This is a genomic window from Chryseobacterium panacisoli (genome assembly GCF_008274625.1).
Taxonomy (GTDB): Bacteria; Bacteroidota; Bacteroidia; order Flavobacteriales; family Weeksellaceae; genus Chryseobacterium; species Chryseobacterium panacisoli.
The window spans coordinates 183,750-205,485 of record NZ_VTRU01000006.1 but is presented as its reverse complement, the minus strand read 5'-3'; the positions used below and the strand labels follow the sequence as shown (position 1 = coordinate 205,485).

Genomic DNA, 21,736 nt, shown 5'->3' with positions numbered 1-21,736 from the left:
CATTATTATATTTCTGAAATTGAACTTTTTAATAGAATATATCGAAATAAAACATATATTATAAACCGACAAATTTTAGTAAATTTGCAGACTTAATTAATCAACGATATTGAGATATTTACAATGAGCCAATTTAAAGAATACAAAAACCTCAACCTTATTGACGTAGCAGAGAATGTAGCGGAATTTTGGAAACAAAATAAAACCTTCAATAAAAGTGTTGAGATTCGTCAGGGAAATCCTGAGTTTGTTTTTTATGAAGGTCCGCCTTCAGCAAACGGTATGCCTGGAATTCACCACGTAATGGCAAGAGCATTGAAAGATATTTTCTGCCGTTACCAGACGCAGAACGGAAAGCAGGTTTTCCGTAAAGCTGGCTGGGATACGCATGGTCTTCCTGTGGAACTGGGTGTAGAAAAAGAATTAGGAATCACGAAAGAAGATATTGGCAAAAAAATCTCTATTGAAGACTATAACAAAGCTTGCCGTGAAGCAGTAATGCGTTATACCGATGTATGGAATAACCTTACGGAGAAAATCGGATATTGGGTAGACCTTGATGATCCGTACATCACGTACAAGTCAAAATATATGGAAACCGTTTGGTGGTTGTTGAAACAATTGTATAGCAAAGACCTGTTATACAAAGGATATACGATCCAGCCTTACTCTCCAAAAGCAGGAACAGGACTTTCTTCTCACGAGCTTAATCAGCCCGGGACTTATCGTGATGTTTCAGACACAACGGTTGTAGCTCAGTTTAAAGTAAAGAAAGACTCTTCGGCATTGTTCAATGATGTTGAAGGAGATGTGCACATCCTTGCGTGGACGACTACTCCATGGACACTTCCATCCAATACCGCTCTTACTGTAGGTAGAGATATTGAATATGTTGTAGTGAAAACCTTTAATCAATATACATTTGAACCTGTAACAGTAGTTTTATCAAGCGTTCTTTTACCTAAAGTTTTCGGTAAAAAATATACAGAAGGTACAGATGAGGATTTTGCCAACTATACTCCGGAAACTAAAATAATTCCTTTCAAGATATTAAAAGAATTTACAGGAGAAAAACTTGTTGATACAAGATATGAGCAATTAGTTCCCTGGTTTACTCCAAATGACAACCCTGAAAATGCATTCAGAGTGATCCTGGGAGATTTCGTAACGACAGAAGACGGTACAGGTATCGTTCATACAGCACCTACTTTTGGTGCAGATGATGCGAGAGTTACTAAAATGGCTCAGCCTGAGATTCCTCCAATGTTGGTAAAAGACGAAAATGACAACCTTGTGCCATTGGTAGATTTACAGGGTAAATTCATCAAAGGAGATAATGTTCCTGAAGTATTCTCCGGAACCTATATCAAAAATGAATATTACGATGAAGGAACTGCTCCTGAGAAATCATGGGATGTAGAACTTGCGATCTTATTGAAAACAGAGAACAAGGCTTTCAAAGTAGAAAAATATGTCCACTCTTATCCGCACTGCTGGAGAACAGATAAACCGGTATTGTATTATCCGCTGGATTCATGGTTTGTGAAAATGACGGCTGTAAAAGACAGATTGGTTAATTTAAACAAAGAAATCAACTGGAAACCGAAAGCTACCGGAGAAGGACGTTTTGCCAACTGGCTGGAGAATGTAAACGACTGGAACCTTTCCCGTTCAAGATATTGGGGTATTCCGTTGCCAATCTGGAGAACAGATGACCTGAAAGAAGAAAAGATCATAGGTTCTGTAGAAGAATTATACAACGAAATCGAGAAATCAATTGCAGCTGGGCTGATGGCTGAAAACCCTTTCAAAGGTTTCATCATCGGAAATATGGCTGAGTCTAACTATGAGCTTGTGGATCTTCACAAAAATGTAGTAGACAAAGTAGTACTGATTTCTGATTCAGGAAAAGCAATGAAACGTGAAAGTGACCTGATCGACGTTTGGTTCGATTCAGGTTCTATGCCGTATGCACAATTGCATTATCCTTTTGAAAATAAAGAATTAATTGATAACAATAAAGCATTCCCTGCTGATTTCATCGCAGAGGGTGTTGACCAGACCCGTGGATGGTTCTATACGCTTCACGCCATCGGGACGGCTGTGTTTGATTCTGTTGCTTATAAAAATGTAATGAGTAATGGTCTTGTTCTGGATAAGAACGGGCAGAAGATGTCAAAACGTTTAGGAAATGCCGTAGATCCGTTTGAAACACTTTCTGTTTACGGACCGGATGCTACGCGTTGGTATATGATTTCCAATGCAAATCCATGGGAAAACCTGAAGTTTGACATTGAAGGAATTGACGAAGTAAGAAGAAAGTTCTTCGGAACGCTTTACAATACGTATTCATTCTTTGCCCTATATGCAAATGTTGACGGCTTCAACTATTCAGAAAAAGAAGTGGAAAACCGTCCGGAAATTGACAGATGGATACTTTCCGAACTTAACCTTCTGATCAAGGATGTAAAAGCTTTCTATGAAGACTATGAACCCACAAGAGTAGCAAGAGCAATCAGCAACTTTGTAAATGATAACTTAAGCAACTGGTATGTAAGATTGTGCAGAAGACGTTTCTGGAAAGGAGATTATTCTGACGACAAAATCTCTGCTTACCAGACTTTATACACTTGTCTTGAGACAGTTGCAAAACTTTCAGCTCCTATTGCTCCATTCTTTATGGATCAGTTGTATCAGGACTTAAATAAAGTAACCGGTAAAGAAAACTGTGAATCTGTACACTTAACAGACTTCCCGGTAGCTGATGAAAGCTTAATTGACCAGGATCTGGTTGAAAAAACACATTTGGCTCAGAACATTACAAGTATGGTCTTCTCTTTAAGAAAGAAAGAAAATGTAAAAGTTCGCCAGCCGTTACAAAAAGTATTGGTTCCTGTATTGGATTCTAAAACAGAAGAGCAGATTCTTGCTGTTGCAGATCTGATCAAGCAGGAAGTAAACGTGAAAGAATTACAGTTAATCAATGCTGAAGAAGCATCTCACTTAATTGTAAAACAGATAAAACCCAACTTCAAAGCTCTTGGTCCTAAGTTAGGAAAAGATATGAAGGTGGTAGGTGCCGGGATTGCCAGTCTTACTACAGAACAGATTGCCGGTCTTGAAAAAGAAGGAAAAATAGACGTTCAGGGATATGAAATCACGCTTGATGATGTGGAAATTTCCACAAAAGATATTCCGGGATGGACGGTTACTTCAGACGGTAAAACAACTGTGGCATTAGATTTGACGTTAACCGATGAGCTAAAATCTGAAGGTATCGCAAGAGAATTCATCAACAGAATTCAAAACCTGCGAAAAGATAAAGACTTTGAACTGACAGACAAGATTAATATCTCCATTGAAGAAAACTCACCTTTCCTCAATGATATTAAGAAAAATGAAGAATATATTTCTTCCGAAGTCTTGTCAAATAAAATAGAAATTGTATCTTCACTTTCAAATTTTAACGAAATCGAAATAGATGAGGTTAATTTTAAGATAAATGTTGAAAAAAATTAACATGTAGTTATTATATTTCAAATTCCATTTCATAATTTTATTAAAAAAGAGAACGAATATGTCAGACGAAAGAGTTAGATACAGCGATGCTGATTTACAGGAATTTAAAGCAATTATTAAGGAAAAAATAGAAAAAGCCGAAAAGGATCTTCAGCTTATCAGAGAAAGTTTCATCAACGACCAGAATAACGGAACTGATGATACCTCTCCTACTTTCAAAGCTTTTGAGGAAGGAGCAGAAACATTAAGCAAAGAACAGAACTCTATTTTGGCAGGAAGACAGGAAAAATTTGTGCGAGATCTTAAAAATGCTTTGATCAGAATCGAAAACAAAACGTATGGTGTTTGCAGAGTAACAGGAAAGCTGATTCCTAAGGAAAGACTTTTAGCCGTTCCTCACGCTACACTGAGCATCGAAGCGAAAAACATGCAAAAATAACCGCAAGGTTTGTAAAAAATAATATTGGGTTTATATCGTATTCACGGATACTTTATAAACCTAATTTTTAATGTATACCCATGAGCGAATTATTAATTTTGGGAGTTATCGTCGCGATAGTATTGTTATTTTTCAACAGAGAATGGATTAAAAGCAGATTCTTTCCTGAACCGCAAAAAAATTATACTATTGATGATCAATTCAATTCTGATAAACGCGAGCGGGAGAAAGAGATCGACAGACTTTTAAGCAAAATGGGCAAAAACGGAGTCAATGATTTGTCTGAAAAAGATAGAAAACGGCTCGACGAATTGTCCAAAATGTAAAAATTAAATATAAGAAATGGAATCTATTATAGTACATCCAAAAAATGCAATGGAGCTTAGTGCACTGAAAAGTGTACTGAAAGAAATGAACATTAAATTTGAAAAAGCTCATGTTAAAAGTTCGTATAACGGACAGAAAGTGATCAAGAAAGCAAGTGATAATAAAAATATAAAACCTGCTGCAAAGCCTTCAAAACCTAAAGGACAGTAATGAAAAAGATATTAGCGATAACATTTTTAGTGTTGTTGATTGACCAGGCTTCGAAGATCTATATTAAAACCCATTTTAATCTGGATGATAGTATAACCGTGTTACCAGGTTTTAAACTAACCTTTGTGGAAAACCCGGGAATGGCCTATGGATTTCACTTCGGAGGAATTATCGGAAAATATTTTCTGGTTATCCTAAGAATCTTCCTGATTGGGGGAATGGTATATATGTTTAAAAGATGGCTGAAAGAAGGAGCTTCCAACTATCTCTTGATTCCAATGGCTGTTATCTTTGCAGGCGCTATCGGAAACCTTATTGACGGTATGTTCTACGGAATGATCTTCGACAGCGGAACGGTATACGATCCAAGTATCGACCGATGGATTGGCTATGGAGGGATTTCTAAGTTTGCTCCTTTCGGACACGGATATTCTACTTTTATGAAAGGATGTGTGGTAGACATGCTTCACTTCCCGCTGGTAGACTGGCACGTTCCTGAAAGCTGGCCTTTAATAGGAGGAAAACATCTTGAATTCTTCAAATATATTTTCAACGTTGCAGATTCTGCAATTACTGTGGGGGCTGCGTTCTTATTAATATTCAGAAAAAAAGCTTTCCCGAACGGTCTGGAGTTTTAAATGATATATTTTCGGATGAAAAAAATAATCAAAAATATTTTTAAAATTTTCCTGCTTCTTCTGGTTGCAGGAATTATTTTTATTGCCTGGGCAAATTACAGCATCAAAAAGGACAGTGAACCATTCGTTTCCTATCATATTGCTGATGTGCCGGAAGCAAAAACAGGTTTGTTACTGGGAACCGGAAAACTTCTAAGCAACGGAACTCCTAATGCTTATTTCTACAATAGAATTGAAGCGGCTGCCAACCTATACAAAAGCGGAAAAATCCAATACATTATTGTAAGCGGTGACAACAGCACCAAAGACTATAATGAACCTGAAGATATGCAGCTTGCATTGATACAGAAGGGAGTTCCACAGGATAAAATTATTATGGATCATGCAGGATTCAGAACTTTAGATTCTGTGGTAAGGGCAAAAGATATTTTCAGCCAGACCAAACTGGTGATTATCTCTCAGAAATTCCACAATGAAAGAGCCGTTTTCCTGGCCAGAAAAAATGGAATGGAAGCCTTTGGGTATAATGCAGCTGATGTGAACAAATACGCAGGTTTAAAGACCAATATGAGAGAGTATGCCGCCAAAGCTAAAGCATATTGGGATCTTCTTTTCGGGGTAGAGCCTAAATTCGGAGGGGAGAAGATTGTGATTCCTTAATATTTTTAACCACAGATTTCACAGATCTTCACGGATGATGCGTAAAAGCATATAGATTATTGAAGGGTGATAGGTTTTGGCTAAAGCCAATGGAAGGGTCATTTATCGTTGGCTGGGTTAAAACCCAGCCCTATTGAATGTTAATAACAACATCTTTTATCTTTTATCTTTTATCTTTTATCTTTCGTTATTCCCGGCAAACCTCGTAAATTTGCTATTCATTAATTTTTAAATATAAATTTTAAACAAATGTCAAGAATTCTTACCGGCATTCAAGCCACCGGAACACCCCATCTTGGAAACTTACTAGGGGCAATTATTCCTGCTATTGAATTATCCAAGCAGGAAGGAAATGAATCATTTTTATTTATTGCGAATCTTCACACACTTACACAGATTAAAGATGCGCAGACGTTAAGACAAAATACCTACGAGATTGCTGCGGCTTGGCTTGCTTGTGGATTAGATACTGAAAAAACATTTTTCTACAGACAAAGTGATATCGCTGAAACCTGTGAACTTTCTTGGCATTTATCATGTTTTTTTCCTTATCAAAGATTAACTTTAGCTCATTCATTCAAAGATAAGGCTGACAGACTTCAGGACGTAAATGCAGGTCTGTTTACTTACCCGATTCTGATGGCTGCAGATATTTTACTGTACGATGCAGAGATTGTACCTGTAGGAAAGGATCAGCTTCAGCATTTGGAAATTGCAAGAGATGTAGCTTCCAGGTTTAACAACCAAATGGGAGAAGTTCTTGTACTGCCACAGGCTGAACTTCAGCAGGACACAAAATATGTTCCCGGAACTGATGGGCGTAAAATGTCGAAATCAATGGGAAATATTATCAATATTTTCTTACCTGAAAAGGAACTGAAAAAGCAGGTAATGAGCATTGAATCGGATTCTAAATCCCTGGAGGAACCTAAAGATCCCGAAACGGATAAAACCTTCCAGATCTATGAACTTATTGCAACGCCTGAACAAACTGAAGAGTTAAGAGCAAAATATCTTGCCGGAAATTTCGGATACGGACATGCTAAGAAGGAATTACTGGATCTGATTCTGGTACGTTTTGAGAAAGAAAGAGAAACATTCGCTTATTATATGAACAACCTTGATGAGCTGGAAGCAAAACTACAGCAAGGTGCCGAGAAAACCAGACCTATTGCGCTGGAAACTCTTAAAAGAGTAAGAACAAGCTTAGGATTTTAATGCTAAGTTGTAAACATAAGAAGCCTTTCGTTTGAAAGGCTTTTTTTATTTATTATGATTTTCTGAATATCATTTTCCGTTATTCTTTGTCAGAATAAAGTAATGCATCTGATCTCCGAATTCATAGACAATGTCCCAACCCGGATATTGTTTTATAATGGTCTTAATAATAGACAATCCTAATCCGGTAGAAGTGTGATCTGATCCCTGCTTATAAAACCGGTTAAAGATTCTGGATTTATCCAAAGAAACGGGTGCACCACTGTTTTGGAATGTTATCCGGTCATATTCAACAATAATATTTAAAATTCCCTCATCATTGTTGTATTTAACAGCATTTTTAAGAAGATTGGACAGCAGAATATCTGCCAGATCCTGGTTAAAATCTGCAATGAATTTACCTTTCTCAATGACATTGACCTCTACTTTTTTAAATGCAATAAAGTCTTCATAATTCTGAACTAACTGAGCAATCATTCCGTTAAAGTCAACATCTGACGTTTTATTAAACTGGCTATTTTCAATTTTAGAAAGCATCAATAAGGATTTGTTTAAACCTACCATTCTTCTCAGATCATTTTTAACTTCGGTAAGAAAGGTCATACTCTTTTTATCAAGGTCATCATTCTGAATCAGAAGGTCAATTTTATTAATCACGATAGCCAAAGGAGTCTGAAGTTCGTGAGAGGCATTTTCAATAAACTGTTTCTGCTGATAAAAAACAAGTTCATTACGTTCAATCATTTCATTGATTTCCACATTCAATTCTTCAAACTCGGTAATTTTATAAGTCTGCTTTTCCTGCGAAAAAGGAATTCCGAACTGATATTTTTTAAGTTTACCCAAAATCAGGTAGAAAGGTCTCATTGCTTTATTCAACAAATATCCGTTGATTACAACAATACTTATTACCAAAAGGAGATAAAGCACAATTAAAGCGGTCGTAAGGTCGTAGATCAATTCGTCCTCTTCTACGGTAGACGTTCTTATGACAAGCCTCTGCTGATTTTTAAACTGATCGATAAAATCTGCCTCAAGAACTCTGTAAGGCTGGTCTTTATCGTCATATTCCATGTAATACATCTTATTGTAGAGCCTGCTTTTGTTTTGATAATCTTCGGCTTTAATGGGATTGATTTTAAATTCATTAAAACCAAAATCATTATTCTTCAAAAGCTGAGGGTTAAGATAAACGGCCTTAATGATCTGTATTTTCCGGTCTTTCAATCCGTCATCCACATTATCATGTACTTCATCCAGAATGTAGGCATAAAACAATCCTGCCCATACTGCAATAATAAACAGCAGGATCATGATCAGGTATTTTATGGTATAATATTTTAAAGAGACTTTCATCAGATGAATTTATATCCTATTCCGTACACAGCCTGAAAATCAGCTTCTGCATTGAGTGTTTTTAATTTTTTACGAAGATTTTTAATCTGTGAATAAATAAAATCCAGACTATCAGCCTGATCTATATAATCTCCCCAAATAGCTTCTGCAAGGGTGGTCTTTTGCAGGGTTTTTTCCGGATGGATCACAAAATAATACAATAGGTCATACTCTTTACGGTTGAGAACCATCTCCTCATCTCCTACTTTTACGATTCTGTTTTCCGGATCAATGCTTATATTTTTGTAGCGGATAATATTTTCACCATCCTGATTTTTCCTTCTGATGACAGATTTGATCCTCGCCATCAGCTCTGCAAGATGAAAAGGTTTGGCAAGATAATCATCAGCCCCTATTTCCAATCCGGTTACCTTATCATCTACTGAATCTTTGGCAGAAAGAATAATCACGGGATCTTTCTTGTGCATTTTTTTAATTTCTTTCAGCAGATCTATTCCGTTTCCGTCTGGCAGCATAATATCCAGTAAAATACAGTCATATTCGTAAGAGATAATCTTCTCCAGTCCGCTGCTGTAATTTTCTGCATACTCCACAATGAAATGTTCTGCTTCCAGAAACTTCTGTACCGTATCTTTCAGTTCGGGCTCATCTTCTACTATTAAAATCTTCATACCTGTGGGTCTATATGCTCTGCTGCATGATTAACTAATATCAAATATAGGAAATTATAAGGAGGGAAGCCGGAGATAGAGATACACATCCAAGAGTCTACGAAAATATGATCAATATAAGGGTTATATGATAGATGACCGATAAGATATCTATAAAATGAAAATGCGCTCTGCCCTCTTCCCTCTGGTACTTTTTCATGAATACTCTAATTTGTTTTCACGTTACGGCCATCTGCATCGAAAACAAGACACATACCGTTCATCAAATGAATTTTGTAAGCATTATATTTTTTCTCAATAGAATCAATGACGCTGCAGGGATGATTCCTCGTCATAAATGAGACCATATTCTTTCTAATCTGAGCAGAAGAAATCTTTCTTCCGTTACTGTTTATTAAATTCCAGTTGACCATAATATTAAAATTTAGTGTTTGTATCAGTTAAGTATTAATCATCAATTTTTTTAAAATTTCCATTTCTGTCAAATTCAAGCTCCAACCCGTTGGAAAGTTCTGCTTTATAAGACCATCTTTTCTTTTCGATCTTGAAGATGTAGGTGTTCGGGAAATTCTTTGTGCTGTAGTTTCTGATTGATACAGGAATAAAACCATAAGGAATTTTTTGGTGGTTACCGTCTACTTCTTTCCAGTTTCCGCTGCTGTCGAACTCCATTTTCATTCCATTGGTCAGATATACTTTGTATTCGTCTACTCCATAGATTTCTCTGTCTTCTATTGCTGAGTTTACCGGAATACCTTTAAAATGGGAAGCAAGAAAGTTTTTAGCTGTTTTCGGTAACTGATTAGCAGTGATTGCTCTGTCCTGAGCAGAAACCAGGCCTCCGATTAATAAAAATACGATCATTAATACTCCGGTGATTTTCTTTACATTTTTCATAATATTAAAATTTTCTGTTATTATTATGGAGCAAAGTTCCCAATCAATTTAGGAAAGAATTGGGAAAATTAATCTTGTAAAAAAATAAATAGGTTTATAGTTTAGTTTTAGCCACAGATTTTGCAGATGATCACAGATGTTTGCCGTTGATTTTCCAAGTCTATAAAACAGAAAAGCCACCAAGATGATCTTAGTGGCCTATCTTTAGACTTTACGTTCTTACATTATAAGTATTCTTTAATCTGCTGAAGATGAGTAATGGCTTTTAACCCTTCTTTCTGCTTATCTTCTTTATAGACATCAAAAAAGATGGCATCCATTCCAAAATCAGTTGCACCCAAAGCATCTGCAATCCAGTCGTCTCCAATCAGGATACTTTCTTCCTTTCTGGCTTCAGAAAGTCCCAGAGAATATTCAAAAATCTTTGGATTGGGTTTTCTTACTCCCACGGCATCTGCACTGGTAATGGTCTTAAAATAAGGTGCAATTCCGGACAAGGTACATTTCCTTTCCGTCACTTCCTGAAATCCATTGGAGATAATGTGTAATGTATAATTCTTAGCTTTCAGATATTCCAAAACATCCTCCGCTCCTTCTACCAATTCATTATGACTCACGATATTATCAAGAAAGTGCTCTTCAAAATAAAGGGCAAGTTCTTTATCTTCTACTCCAAAATGTTTAAATGAGTCATAAAAACGGTGTTCTCTCAAATACTCTTTACCGATAATTCCATCTCTGATTTTTTCCCATAAATCTTCGTTGATATCATGGTACACAGAATGAAACTCTTCAAAGTCAATATGATACTTTAAAGTAATTTCCTGTTTTTCAAAAAGTTCCTTGATGGTAAGATAGGCATTTCTACGGTGATCCCAGAGTGTATTATCCAGGTCAAAAAAAACATGCTGCATTTTCATACAGCACAAAGTTAATCATTTTAATTTTTTAAAATTGGATAATTTTTGCTCTTGCTTTTCACAATTTCAAGGCTTTTAGAAAAATTCAGCAAAAAATCAATGGTTTGTTTCTTAGGTTTCAAAGTTTTCACTTTTAAGGAGTCATTTTTTTTCATAAGCGAAGTATGTTTTCCTTAAAACGTGAAATTTCCTGAAATATTATTTATCTGGTTAATATTATATTATTTTCATCCATGATTTTTCTCAGGTTTATCAGCGCATACCGTACTCTTCCAAGAGTAGTATTAATGCTCATATCTGTATGATCCGCAATTTCCTTGAAGCTCAGCCCATCAAAAAATCTTAGCTTGATTACTTCTTGCTGATTTTGTGGTAAAAACTGCAGCATTCTTAAAAGATCTTCCTGTATCTGATTGGTAACAAGCTGATCTTCAATATTCTCAGAAGGCTCTCTGATCAAATCAAAAATAGAATATTCATCAGTTTCAAAAGTAGTTTCTGAAACTTTTATATTCTTTGCTTTTGATCTGAAATGATCGATGATTAAATTGTGGGAAATTCTTTTTGCCCAAAGGATAAATTTACCTTCTTCGTTATAACGCCCTTCTTTCAGCATCACAATAATCTTCATGAATGTGTCCTGAAAGATATCATTCGCTAAATCTTCATCATTAATTTTGTAAAAAATGAATGTAAACAGTTCTCTCTGATGTCGATGAATAAGGGTTGACAACGCACCCTCGTCTCCTTTCTGGTAAAGGGAAATTAGTAAACTATCCGATTTTGATTTCATAACTCTTCTCAATATAAATATTTGCAGACAGGCATTCTACCAGATATTTCTTCTGGCCTTTGCTGTATAAACAAAACAGTTCTAGAGTAGAGTCTCTTCTATAGGCGGTAGTACAATTATTATGATGTAAATATAATAATTTTTTAATAACTGTTAACCTATTATTAAATTTTGTAGAGAAAAATCTAAAAAAAATCATTTAAACATGTCATGAATAAAGACTGTTGGGATATTTAATGTAAAATTAATATTCAGACCTTTCATCTCTTTTCCGTTCAAACGGGTATCTCCAATAGGAAAAGCATAGCCTCCGGTAAGGTCCAGCATTCCAAATAAGGTGACTCCTATTTTAGGGGCAATATATTTATTGGTACCTTCTACTCCCGCCAAAAAATAGTACGAGTGATAGAAGTCTACATTTTTTTCAAAATTAAGAAGAACATCCGCCTGCAGCTTTGGCATGATAGCAAATTTGGAGTCCGAAACTCCCATCAGCGCAGATCCTCCCAATCTGTAAATCACATCATCATTTTTAAGAAAAAGCAATTTCCCTCCTATTTCGCCAAAACTTTGATTCTGATAAGTATATCCTACAGTAATCATTTTATGCATGGTATATTGTGCCTTTGCTAATGTACTTAGCAAAAACAGGGACAGGACAGCAACTACAGTTCTAAAATTCATCATCTTTCTATATTATAAGGTGTAAAATTAAAAAAAACTGCCTTATCCAGAGATAAAGCAGCTCATTTATTATTCTTTAAAGGGAAAATTAAATTCCGAAAGCGGTTTTAATTTCCTCTACTTTGTCCAGTTTCTCCCAAGTAAAGAACTCAAGATCTTTTAATGTAAGCTCATTTTTCTGTCCTTTATTGAAAGTTTTATCAGCTATATAGTGTTCTTTACCCATATGTCCGTAAGAAGCTGTTTCCTGATAAACAGGGTTTCTTAATTTTAAGTTCTGCTCAATAGCATAAGGTCTTAAATCGAAAATTGCAGAAACTTTTTTAGCGATCTCGCCATCATGAAGGTCTACTTTTGCTGTTCCGTAAGTGTTGATGTATAAACCACATGGTTCAGCAACACCAATAGCATAAGAAACCTGCACTAAAACTTCATCAGCTACTCCTGCAGCAACCAGGTTTTTAGCAATATGTCTTGTTGCATAAGCGGCACTTCTGTCTACTTTGGAAGGATCTTTTCCTGAGAAAGCACCTCCTCCGTGAGCTCCTTTACCACCATAAGTATCTACAATAATTTTTCTACCTGTAAGACCTGTATCTCCGTGAGGTCCTCCGATTACGAATTTCCCTGTAGGGTTGATGTGATATTTGATCTGATCATTAAATAAAGCCTTAATTTCCTCTGTCTGCTGCGCCACTACTCTTGGAACCAGAATGCTCTTAATATCCTCACGGATTTTGTTCAGCATTTCCTCTTCAGCTGCGAAATCATCGTGCTGAGTAGAAACTACGATAGAATCAATTCTGATTGGTTTGTGGTCATCAGAATACTCAATAGTTACCTGGCTTTTTGCGTCCGGACGAAGATAAGTGATTTCCTTATTTTCTCTTCTGATTGCAGAAAGTTCTTTAAGAATAGTGTGAGCAAGGTCCAATGCAAGAGGCATATAGTTAGCCGTTTCATTGGTAGCATACCCGAACATCATTCCTTGGTCTCCTGCACCCTGTGCATTAGCTTTCGCTTCAAAAGACTCATCATTTACAGCTCTGTCAACTCCCTGGTTAATATCAGGTGACTGCTCATGGATTGCAGAGATTACTCCACAAGAATCTCCATTGAACATATATTCACCTTTTGTATACCCAATTCCGTTGATTACTTCTCTGGCAATGGTCTGTACATCAAGGTAAGCATCTGATTTTACTTCCCCTGCCAACACCACCTGTCCGGTAGTTACAAGAGTTTCACATGCTACTTTTGAATCTTTATCATATGCTAAGAAATGGTCGATTAATGCATCGGAGATTTGATCGGCAATTTTATCCGGATGTCCTTCTGAAACGGATTCAGACGTAAATAAATAAGACATATAATTCTTTTGTTTTTAAAGATTTAAAAAATTGTATTGAAGAAAAATATGAAATAAATTGCCCAGAAAAAAGAATACTGTTTTAGCATATTTTTATAGAGGTTGCAATCAGGTCAAATTTTTCCTCGTAATAAACGTCAGCAAATTTAAGCACTATTTTCGTAATACTCAAAAATTTTGTTTATTAATTATAATTTTATTTAAATTGATGATTTCTATCACTTTAAAGCATTCTCATTACTGAGGCTTAATGCTTACAAATTCTTTTGGACTTTCGTGATAATTCAGCTTACGTTCTAAAGAAGTTTTGATAGAATGTGATAATTCATCAATGATTTTTTGCTTAAATGTTGGCTTATAATAAATAATACTGATTTCTCGATAAGGGAAAGGTTTTTTGAATCTGAAAACATTTTTCTTCTGTTCTTCTGAAAGCTGACTCAATGCAAGCTCCGGCAGAATACTGATTCCTCCTACTTTATCTACCATATGTACCAAGGTCTGGATATTGGAAGCCAGGAAGTCTAAATTTTTAGGCTTCAAGGTATTTTCTTTCAGATGACAGATGTTCTCAAACTGATTTCTAAGACAGTTTCCTTCTTCAAGTAACCATACCTTTTCTACATTCAGATCTTCCGGAATGATGTAAGAATTCTTTTTGTTGGCTTCTGTATTGGAGCTGTAAATCATCAGCTCTTCATTGAATAAGAAATCCTGATAAAACTCGTCAGCTGTATCGTAAGGAGTTGAGATAATTCCCGCATCCAGTTCTCCGGCTTTTAAAGCTTTAATAATATTATCCGTAGTCATCTCTTTTACATTCATCTGAATCTTCGGATTATCTTCAAGGAATTTGAAAATTTCCGTAGGAAGAATGAAAGAAGAAACCGTAGGGATAATTCCAAGATTAAGAGTTCCTCCTAAAATATTATTCAAAAGGTTCGCCTTGTTTTTCAGCTCATTGACAGACTCTATAATCACTTTTGCCTGATCAATAATCTGAAGACCTACATCTGTGGTACGAATCGGGTGAGTAGTTCTGTCGAAAACCTTCACATCCAGTTCATCCTCAAATTTCTGTATCATGGCACTTAACGTAGGTTGTGTAATAAAACATGCCTGAGCTGCTTTACCAAAATGTTTATACTTATCAACAGCGATAAGATACTCCAGTTGCTGAATGTTCATTTGATTAATATTATCTATTACAAAGATATAACGTTTTTGTTATTAGCAATTAAAAATTCAAGTAAATTTGATATTCACTACCTTTACACTTCGATTTAGAAAAAGGAAAAAGAATTATTCAAATCATCAATTATATGGATTCTAAAAAATTAACGTTAAGCAACGGCGCACCTTACTTTGAGCATCAGGATTCACAGACGGTAGGACCAAGAGGCCCGGTATTGCTGCAAGACTTTATTCTTCAGGAAAATCTTGCCCATTTCGTTAGGGAAAGAATTCCTGAAAGAATAGTGCATGCTAAAGGAAGCGGCGCATACGGAACTTTTACCGTAACCCATGATATCAGCCAGTATACAAAAGCTAAGCTCTTTTCAAAAGTAGGAAATTCATGCAGAATGTTTGCCCGTTTCTCTACTGTAGGAGGAGAAAAAGGAAGCGCAGATACTGCAAGAGACCCCAGAGGTTTTGCTTTAAAATTTTATACAGAAGACGGAAACTGGGATCTTGTAGGAAATAATACTCCGGTATTCTTTATTAAGGATGCGAAAAAATTTCCGGACTTTATCCATACTCAAAAAAGAGTTCCGAAAACCAATTTAAAAAGCGCCACCATGATGTGGGATTTCTGGAGTTTAAATCCTGAATCGCTTCATCAGGTTCTTATATTAATGTCAGACAGAGGAACACCTTACGGATACAGACATATGCATGGATTTGGTTCTCATACTTTCTCTATGATCAATGATAAAAATGAAAGAGTATGGGTGAAATTCCATTTCAAAACCAAGCAGGGTGTGAAAAACTTCACTGATGAAGAAGCTGTAAAAATGGCCGGCGAAAATCCGGACTTCGCTCAGGAAGACCTTTGCAACGCTATTGAAAATGGGGATTTCCCGAAATGGACCCTGTATATCCAGGTAATGACCGAAGAGCAGGCTAAAGATTTCAGATGGAATCCTTTCGATGTAACAAAAGTGTGGTTCCATGATGATTTCCCGTTGATTGAGGTGGGAGAAATGGAACTTAATGAAGTTCCTGTTAATTATTTTGCTCATGTTGAACAATCTACTTTTTCCCCAAGCAGCCTGATTAACGGAATTAGTTTCTCTCCTGACAAAATGCTTCAGGGAAGATTATTTTCATATCCTGATGCACACCGTTACAGAGTAGGTGTCAATGCACATCAGCTGGAAGTGAACAGATGTCCTTTTGCTGTTAACAACTACCAGAGAGACGGCTATATGGCAGATTCAAGCCACTATCAGGATAAACCGAATTATCATCCGAACAGTTTCGATGATATCAAAGCAGATTCTGATTACAAAAGTTTTGAATATGAATTAGACAGTGCTCATGTAGCCAGTTACAACAGAAATGATAATGACAGTGATCATTATACTCAGCCGGGACTGTTATATTCAAAAGCTATGAATACAGAAGACAGAGATCGTTTGATTCAAAACATCATAGGAAGCATGAAAGGCATCACCGGACCGAAGAAAGATGAGATTATCAACCGACAGCTATGTCACTTTTTCCGTGCGAATATTGAGCTTGGCATGAAAGTGGCTTCTCAGCTAAACGTCAATATTGATGCAAATATGATGAATCATTCCAAATAATCATATTGAACAATAAATTAAAAAAAAGGAAAAAAAAATAATATTTTTTCCTTTTTTTTGTAAAAAATTCATAATTTGCAAAGGATGATATTTTAAAGTGGAAAAATGAGTTACGAGAACATATTATTAAAAAAAGAAGATAAATTATCTATCATTACCATAAACAGACCTGAAAGTTTAAATGCTTTAAATGCAAAAACGATTCAGGAAATCAGTACCGCACTGGATGAGCTTAACGCTGATACTTCCTGCAGGGTAATTATCCTTACCGGAAGTGGAGAAAAATCTTTTGTAGCCGGAGCTGATATCAAGGAATTCAGCGAGTTCGGACAGGAAAAAGCTGAAGAACTTGCAAGAAACGGACAAAATACATTGTTCAATAAAATTGAAAATATGTCTAAACCTGTCATTGCAGCCGTAAACGGTTTTGCATTAGGAGGAGGTTTAGAGCTTGCCATGGCATGCCATATCAGATACGCATCGGAAAACGCCAGATTAGGGCTTCCTGAAGTAACTCTTGGATTAATCCCGGGATACGGCGGAACTCAAAGGCTTCCAAAGCTTGTAGGAAAAGGTATTGCCAATGAAATGATCTTCTCTGCCAAAATGATCCCTGCTCAAAAAGCAAAAGAGATCGGCCTGGTGAATGAAGTATACCCTATTGAAGAATTATTAACCAAAACGAAAGAATTAGCAAACACGATTGCCTACAATTCACCAATGGCAATATCCAAGGCTATAAATGCCGTAAATTTATCTGATACGGAGAAAGGTTTTGAAACTGAAATCAAATATTTCGGGCAACTTTTTGAAATGGAAGATAAGAAAGAAGGAGTTACTGCGTTTCTAGAGAAGAGAAAGCCTAACTTCTAAATCTTTCTAAAAGATTTTAATCCAAATTATTTCGAAAAAAAACAATGCTGCGGTATGAATAAGTTTGATAAAGCTTATCTAAAAATGGCTCAGGAATGGGCAAAACTCTCCTACTGTAAGAGAAAACAGGTGGGAGCTCTTATCGTAAAAGATAGGATGATTATTTCAGATGGTTACAACGGAACTCCTTCGGGATTTGAAAACTGCTGTGAAGATGGAGAGGGGAAAACACACTGGTACGTATTGCATGCCGAAGCCAACGCTATATTAAAGCTGGCCGCTTCTACTCAATCTGCAAAAGGGGCAACGTTATATCTGACGCTGTCTCCCTGTAAAGAATGCAGCAAGCTGATTTTACAGGCAGGAATTACGAGACTGGTGTATATAAATGAATATTCGGATGACGATGGAATATCGTTCCTGAGAAACCATAACATTGAAATAGAACAAATATCGGACTGTGAACTAAAAAAATAAGCACAAATGACTTGGGATGAAAAGATCAAAGATTTTGAAATATTTCTTCGTTTCGAAAGAAATTTTTCAGAAAACACTCTCGACGCCTACGTTCGGGACATTAAGAAATTAAAAGATTATGCAAAAGAAGATCTGGCAAACGTCGGCCCAGATTCTATCGGTTACGAAAACCTGCAGGAATACATTTTCAATCTTTCTAAACAGAAATTCAGTGAGCGATCACAAGCAAGATGGATATCTTCCATCAAAGCCTTTTTCAAATTTCTGCTTGAGGATGAATATCGTGAAGACAACCCTGCTGCGTTACTTGAAGGCCCTAAATTGGGATTATATCTACCTGATACCTTAAGCCTGCCTGATATCAACAAAATTATCGCTGCTATTGAAGTCAATACAGATCTTGGAAAAAGAAACCACTGCATCATAGAGGTACTATATGGATGCGGGCTTCGTGTTTCTGAACTGATTGATCTGAAGATTTCCAATATCAACTTTAAAGAGCAATACATCAAGGTAAACGGAAAAGGAAACAAAACCCGTTTTGTTCCTTTGGCTGACTATACTGCTGATTTGCTGGAAAGTTATATCAAAGAGGTACGTTCTAAAGGTAAAATCAATAAGAAATATGAAGACACTCTGTTTTTGAACAGCCGCGGGACCTCTATGTCCAGAGTGATTGTATTTCTTATTATTAAAGAACTTACAGATAAAGCAGGGGTTAACAAAAAAATATCACCACACACCTTCAGACATTCGTTTGCGACCCATTTATTGCAGAATGGGGCAGATTTGCGTTATATTCAGGAAATGCTGGGGCATTCCAGTATTACAACAACGGAAATTTACACGCATCTGAAAACGGAAGAATTAAGGGATGTTATTTTGAGCTATCACCCGAGAAATATTAATATTGCTCAATGAAACTATTGAAATATTGCCCAAGCTGCGGCAAAGAGTCCTTACACTGGGACGGCGAAAAGAAATGGAGCTGTCCGGAATGTGGTTTTACCTTGTATAATAATGTGGCAGGCGCCGTGGCGGTTGTCATCAGATGTGGTAACGAAATTTATCTTACGCGAAGAAACAGAGATCCTAAAAAAGGAAAACTTGATCTTGCAGGAGGATTCGTTGACCCTAAAGAAAGTGCAGAGGAAACCTGTAAAAGAGAACTTTTTGAAGAACTTCAGCTTGATATCGATATTTCTAATCTGAAATACCTTACCAGCCTTCCAAACATCTATCAATATAAAGAAATTGATTACAATACCATCGATCTCTTTTATGAGTATAATGTTTCGGAAAAGTTTGAGGTAAATCTTGAACTCTCAGAGATCTCAGAAGCAGTATGGGTTCCTTTACAGGAGCTTAACTTAGAGGATATTGCTTTTGATTCTCAGAAGAGATTTTTTGAGAGCTATTTAAAGAAATAATTTTTGTAATATATTCTCTCGCAGATTTTGCAGATTAAGCAGATTGTTAGAACACATTCATCTGCCGGATCTGCAAAATCTGCGAGAGTTTTTTATTTTGTTATTGATCTTAAAAAGGAATTATAGCGAAATAATACAGTATTGAAATATACTCTTCTAGCCTTATTTTTACAAACTAATAAGTCTTCGTCTTCAGCATTTCTTCAAAATACTGAATCAGCAATGCTCTTTCTGCTTCTGAAAGATTGGCTTCTTTATGATAGACGATATAACCCGGCATTGGCATTGCCTTGCTTTGGATAGTCTGAATAGATTTAGTAATCATATTCTCCTTCAGATCTTTATTATAAGTTTCCCAGGTAGAAAAGTTAAGATGCTCTCTGCCCTCGTTTACATGGCTTTTTACGGACCATGAAACAGGTGCGATAAAAGCATATTTCGGATAGACTGTTTCATTGGAATGGCAGTCATAACATGCATTTTTAAGCAGTGTTCTGATTTTTTCGGGTGTTTTCCTTGCATCAACGAAGTTCGCAGCAGAGTTAATCGGTTTATTGGTTCTGTCTATAGGAAAAAACTGGATCAGGGCGAAACCCACCAATATCCAAAATATGATTTTCTTAGCCATTTTCATCTGCTTACTTTGCCGGAGTTAGAACAGCATTACCGGATTTAAATTCTTTTTTCAACGGCTGCTTTGTCGTCGTAGGTGTTACAGGCTCCGGAGTTTCAGAGACTGGAACAGAGGCTGGTGTTGGCGCAGAAGCTCCTGATGCTGATTTAGGGCTATCGAGTGTTCTGGTATCCTTCAGATCCCAGTCTTCTCTGGTTTCCCACAATCCTCTTACGATCACTTTTTTATGGAAGATATAGGCATCTTCAGCAAATATATCATTAGCGAAATCTGCTTCATCCCAGTATTTATTACCGTTATTATCTACCAGAATTCTTACAATATATTCCGCAGGTCTCAGTATATCAAATTTTACTTTGTCTCCTTTTATATATTTCTGATAGGCAACTTTGTCTGAAGAATCTATCAGCTGAATCCAATAACTTGCTTCCGGAGCATTTGAAATAGAAAACTCAACGCTTCCAAACTGGTCTGCTTTAGCAACATCAAAGTCAAATCTCTTGGACTGGCTGTTTTTTGCGTAGAATGAAGATACAGTTTCCTTAGGAACAGTAAGCTCATAGCTTTTTCCCATCACAAAATCCGATTGAACATGGATCTGATAAGGATTTGTTTCTGAAATTTTAGCGGTGAATGGTAAAGTTGTTAAACTGTCTCCTTTAATTTTTAATGTCCATTTTGAAGGGTCAATTTTATCAACGATGTAATTTGATGCAAGCTTTAAATCTGCTTTTGGAGCGATTGAAGTTCCATCATTATCGCTCACTACATCCATCGTGTTTTTCTTATTATATCTGTAAAATAGAGAAACACTGTAGGCACTATCTTTTTTCGGCCCTTTATTGTGAGTAAACGTAAGCTTTTCATTCGCTGTCTGCCCCACATCATCTTTTACGGCATCAAACCAGATTCTGACAGAGTCGGATTTTGGGTTGTGCGTTATTTTGATATCCTTTATTTTTTCATTCAGTGACTGAACTTTTACTTCATCAGGATTTCCTTCAAACGACATCAAAATCCCGCCTGCAATTTCTTTCATCTCTGAATATTTCACCGCTTTTCTGGAAGGATATACTTTTAAATTCAATCCTGAAATAGATTTCTCTACATCTACCGGATCTTTCTGGAACCCAACCTTTTCTTTTCCCGGATCATACATAGAATTTCCGTTCTCATCGTCAAAAGCAATAATTTTATATTTTCCCGGGGTCAGATAATTCAGTTCATAATACCCATCTTCATCTACCTTGGTAATATAGTAAGGTTTTTTCTTATAATCCATTGTATCTTTTACCTGATACAATCCAACCACAAGCTTATTTTCCGTTGTTGTTCCCGTTTTCTTTTTAATATCCAATGCATCTTTTACCTCACCACTGATATAAAGATCATCCAGTTTGTCCCCTGTAGAAAAAGCAAAATTAAAATACCTCAGTATATTCGACTCGTTATTATCTACAATAGAATTTCCAAAATTGAAATTATACGTTGTATTGGCCTGAAGAGTATCCGTCCATTGGATCAGCACAAATTTGTTGGCTATATTGGAAGGAAGAATCCTTGTTATCCCTTTGATGGGTGGTGAGATAATCAGGTTTTTATTGATATCCTTCAATGTCACATATTCATCAAAGTCCAGACGGAGTTCGTGAATATCTTTTTTGACATTAATTCTTGTCGTATCAATGTTTGAACTTAAAAACCTTGGCGCTAAAGTATCTTTAGGCCCTCCGACAGGAGATCCCACTCTTGCACATGAATGTACAAGAAAGCAGATAACAAATAATAAAAGAAACCTTTTCATGAAAATG

At 36.2% G+C, this 21,736-nt stretch carries 23 protein-coding genes; 12 read left to right on the top strand and 11 right to left on the bottom strand.

Annotated elements, in window-relative coordinates:
* Nucleotides 1–123 precede the first annotated feature (123 nt).
* From ileS to trpS, 7 genes are all read left to right on the top strand, one after another.
* Entirely contained in the window at nucleotides 124–3,519 is a 3,396-nt protein-coding gene (ileS, locus tag FW781_RS19925; RefSeq protein WP_149389021.1) for an isoleucine--tRNA ligase, read from the top strand.
* Between the two features lie 58 nt (nucleotides 3,520–3,577).
* Entirely contained in the window at nucleotides 3,578–3,958 is a 381-nt protein-coding gene (locus FW781_RS19920; RefSeq protein ID WP_002983772.1) for a TraR/DksA family transcriptional regulator, read from the top strand.
* A gap of 80 nt (nucleotides 3,959–4,038) precedes the next feature.
* Complete coding sequence (locus tag FW781_RS19915) at nucleotides 4,039–4,284, top strand: DUF6576 domain-containing protein (protein ID WP_149389020.1); 246 nt, start codon at nucleotides 4,039–4,041, stop codon at nucleotides 4,282–4,284.
* 16 nt (nucleotides 4,285–4,300) lie between these two features.
* Complete coding sequence (locus FW781_RS19910) at nucleotides 4,301–4,495, top strand: DUF2683 family protein (RefSeq protein ID WP_149389019.1); 195 nt, start codon at nucleotides 4,301–4,303, stop codon at nucleotides 4,493–4,495.
* On the top strand, nucleotides 4,495–5,133 hold the full coding sequence (locus tag FW781_RS19905; RefSeq protein WP_149389018.1) for a lipoprotein signal peptidase: 639 nt from the start codon (nucleotides 4,495–4,497) through the stop codon (nucleotides 5,131–5,133). The genes FW781_RS19910 and FW781_RS19905 overlap by 1 nt, the downstream gene beginning before the upstream one ends.
* A gap of 15 nt (nucleotides 5,134–5,148) precedes the next feature.
* Nucleotides 5,149–5,793, top strand: coding sequence for a SanA/YdcF family protein (locus FW781_RS19900; RefSeq protein WP_149389017.1), 645 nt, complete (start codon nucleotides 5,149–5,151; stop codon nucleotides 5,791–5,793).
* A gap of 249 nt (nucleotides 5,794–6,042) precedes the next feature.
* On the top strand, nucleotides 6,043–7,011 hold the full coding sequence (gene trpS, locus FW781_RS19895; protein ID WP_149389016.1) for a tryptophan--tRNA ligase: 969 nt from the start codon (nucleotides 6,043–6,045) through the stop codon (nucleotides 7,009–7,011).
* 69 nt (nucleotides 7,012–7,080) lie between these two features.
* Here trpS and FW781_RS19890 read toward each other — a convergent pair whose 3' ends face one another.
* From FW781_RS19890 to FW781_RS19850, 9 genes are all read right to left on the bottom strand, one after another.
* Complete coding sequence (locus FW781_RS19890) at nucleotides 7,081–8,367, bottom strand: sensor histidine kinase (RefSeq protein WP_149389015.1); 1,287 nt, start codon at nucleotides 8,365–8,367, stop codon at nucleotides 7,081–7,083.
* Complete coding sequence (locus FW781_RS19885) at nucleotides 8,367–9,038, bottom strand: response regulator transcription factor (protein WP_149389014.1); 672 nt, start codon at nucleotides 9,036–9,038, stop codon at nucleotides 8,367–8,369. The genes FW781_RS19890 and FW781_RS19885 overlap by 1 nt, the downstream gene beginning before the upstream one ends.
* 206 nt (nucleotides 9,039–9,244) lie before the next feature.
* Nucleotides 9,245–9,475, bottom strand: a complete 231-nt coding sequence (locus tag FW781_RS19880; RefSeq protein ID WP_394349735.1) for a PepSY-like domain-containing protein — start codon at nucleotides 9,473–9,475, stop codon at nucleotides 9,245–9,247.
* A gap of 10 nt (nucleotides 9,476–9,485) precedes the next feature.
* Nucleotides 9,486–9,935 (bottom strand): PepSY-like domain-containing protein, encoded by a 450-nt coding sequence (locus FW781_RS19875; protein ID WP_149389012.1) that lies wholly within the window; start codon nucleotides 9,933–9,935, stop codon nucleotides 9,486–9,488.
* A 224-nt stretch (nucleotides 9,936–10,159) separates the two neighbouring features.
* Entirely contained in the window at nucleotides 10,160–10,855 is a 696-nt protein-coding gene (locus FW781_RS19870; protein ID WP_149389011.1) for a YjjG family noncanonical pyrimidine nucleotidase, read from the bottom strand.
* Between the two features lie 202 nt (nucleotides 10,856–11,057).
* Complete coding sequence (locus FW781_RS19865) at nucleotides 11,058–11,648, bottom strand: RNA polymerase sigma factor (RefSeq protein WP_047377368.1); 591 nt, start codon at nucleotides 11,646–11,648, stop codon at nucleotides 11,058–11,060.
* Nucleotides 11,649–11,843: 195 nt separating this feature from the next.
* Complete coding sequence (locus tag FW781_RS19860) at nucleotides 11,844–12,335, bottom strand: hypothetical protein (protein ID WP_149389010.1); 492 nt, start codon at nucleotides 12,333–12,335, stop codon at nucleotides 11,844–11,846.
* A gap of 85 nt (nucleotides 12,336–12,420) precedes the next feature.
* On the bottom strand, nucleotides 12,421–13,701 hold the full coding sequence (gene metK, locus FW781_RS19855; protein ID WP_149389009.1) for a methionine adenosyltransferase: 1,281 nt from the start codon (nucleotides 13,699–13,701) through the stop codon (nucleotides 12,421–12,423).
* A 237-nt stretch (nucleotides 13,702–13,938) separates the two neighbouring features.
* Entirely contained in the window at nucleotides 13,939–14,889 is a 951-nt protein-coding gene (locus FW781_RS19850) for a LysR substrate-binding domain-containing protein (RefSeq protein ID WP_149389008.1), read from the bottom strand.
* Between the two features lie 134 nt (nucleotides 14,890–15,023).
* On the opposite strand from FW781_RS19850, the gene FW781_RS19845 reads away from it, so the two are divergent.
* The 5 genes from FW781_RS19845 (at nucleotide 15,024) to FW781_RS19825 (ending at nucleotide 19,291) form a co-directional block, all read left to right on the top strand.
* Nucleotides 15,024–16,511: a catalase gene (locus tag FW781_RS19845; protein ID WP_149389007.1), complete on the top strand. Its 1,488-nt coding sequence runs from the start codon at nucleotides 15,024–15,026 to the stop codon at nucleotides 16,509–16,511.
* 105 nt (nucleotides 16,512–16,616) lie between these two features.
* Complete coding sequence (locus tag FW781_RS19840) at nucleotides 16,617–17,384, top strand: enoyl-CoA hydratase/isomerase family protein (protein WP_149389006.1); 768 nt, start codon at nucleotides 16,617–16,619, stop codon at nucleotides 17,382–17,384.
* Between the two features lie 54 nt (nucleotides 17,385–17,438).
* Complete coding sequence (locus FW781_RS19835) at nucleotides 17,439–17,861, top strand: deoxycytidylate deaminase (RefSeq protein WP_034692520.1); 423 nt, start codon at nucleotides 17,439–17,441, stop codon at nucleotides 17,859–17,861.
* 6 nt (nucleotides 17,862–17,867) lie between these two features.
* Nucleotides 17,868–18,782 carry a site-specific tyrosine recombinase XerD gene (xerD, locus tag FW781_RS19830; protein ID WP_047377362.1) on the top strand — a complete coding sequence of 305 codons (915 nt, stop codon included), beginning with the start codon at nucleotides 17,868–17,870 and terminating at the stop codon, nucleotides 18,780–18,782.
* On the top strand, nucleotides 18,779–19,291 hold the full coding sequence (locus tag FW781_RS19825) for an NUDIX hydrolase (protein ID WP_149389005.1): 513 nt from the start codon (nucleotides 18,779–18,781) through the stop codon (nucleotides 19,289–19,291). The genes xerD and FW781_RS19825 overlap by 4 nt, the downstream gene beginning before the upstream one ends.
* Nucleotides 19,292–19,466: 175 nt before the next feature.
* On the opposite strand, the gene FW781_RS19820 is transcribed toward FW781_RS19825, so the two are convergent.
* A complete protein-coding gene (locus FW781_RS19820; protein WP_149389004.1) occupies nucleotides 19,467–19,925 on the bottom strand; it encodes a heme-binding domain-containing protein in 459 nt (152 codons plus the stop codon).
* Nucleotides 19,926–19,929: 4 nt separating this feature from the next.
* The gene (locus tag FW781_RS19815; RefSeq protein WP_149389003.1) at nucleotides 19,930–21,729 is read right to left on the bottom strand and encodes an Ig-like domain-containing protein; all 1,800 of its coding nucleotides are present in this window, start codon (nucleotides 21,727–21,729) and stop codon (nucleotides 19,930–19,932) included.
* Nucleotides 21,730–21,736: the final 7 nt, after the last annotated feature.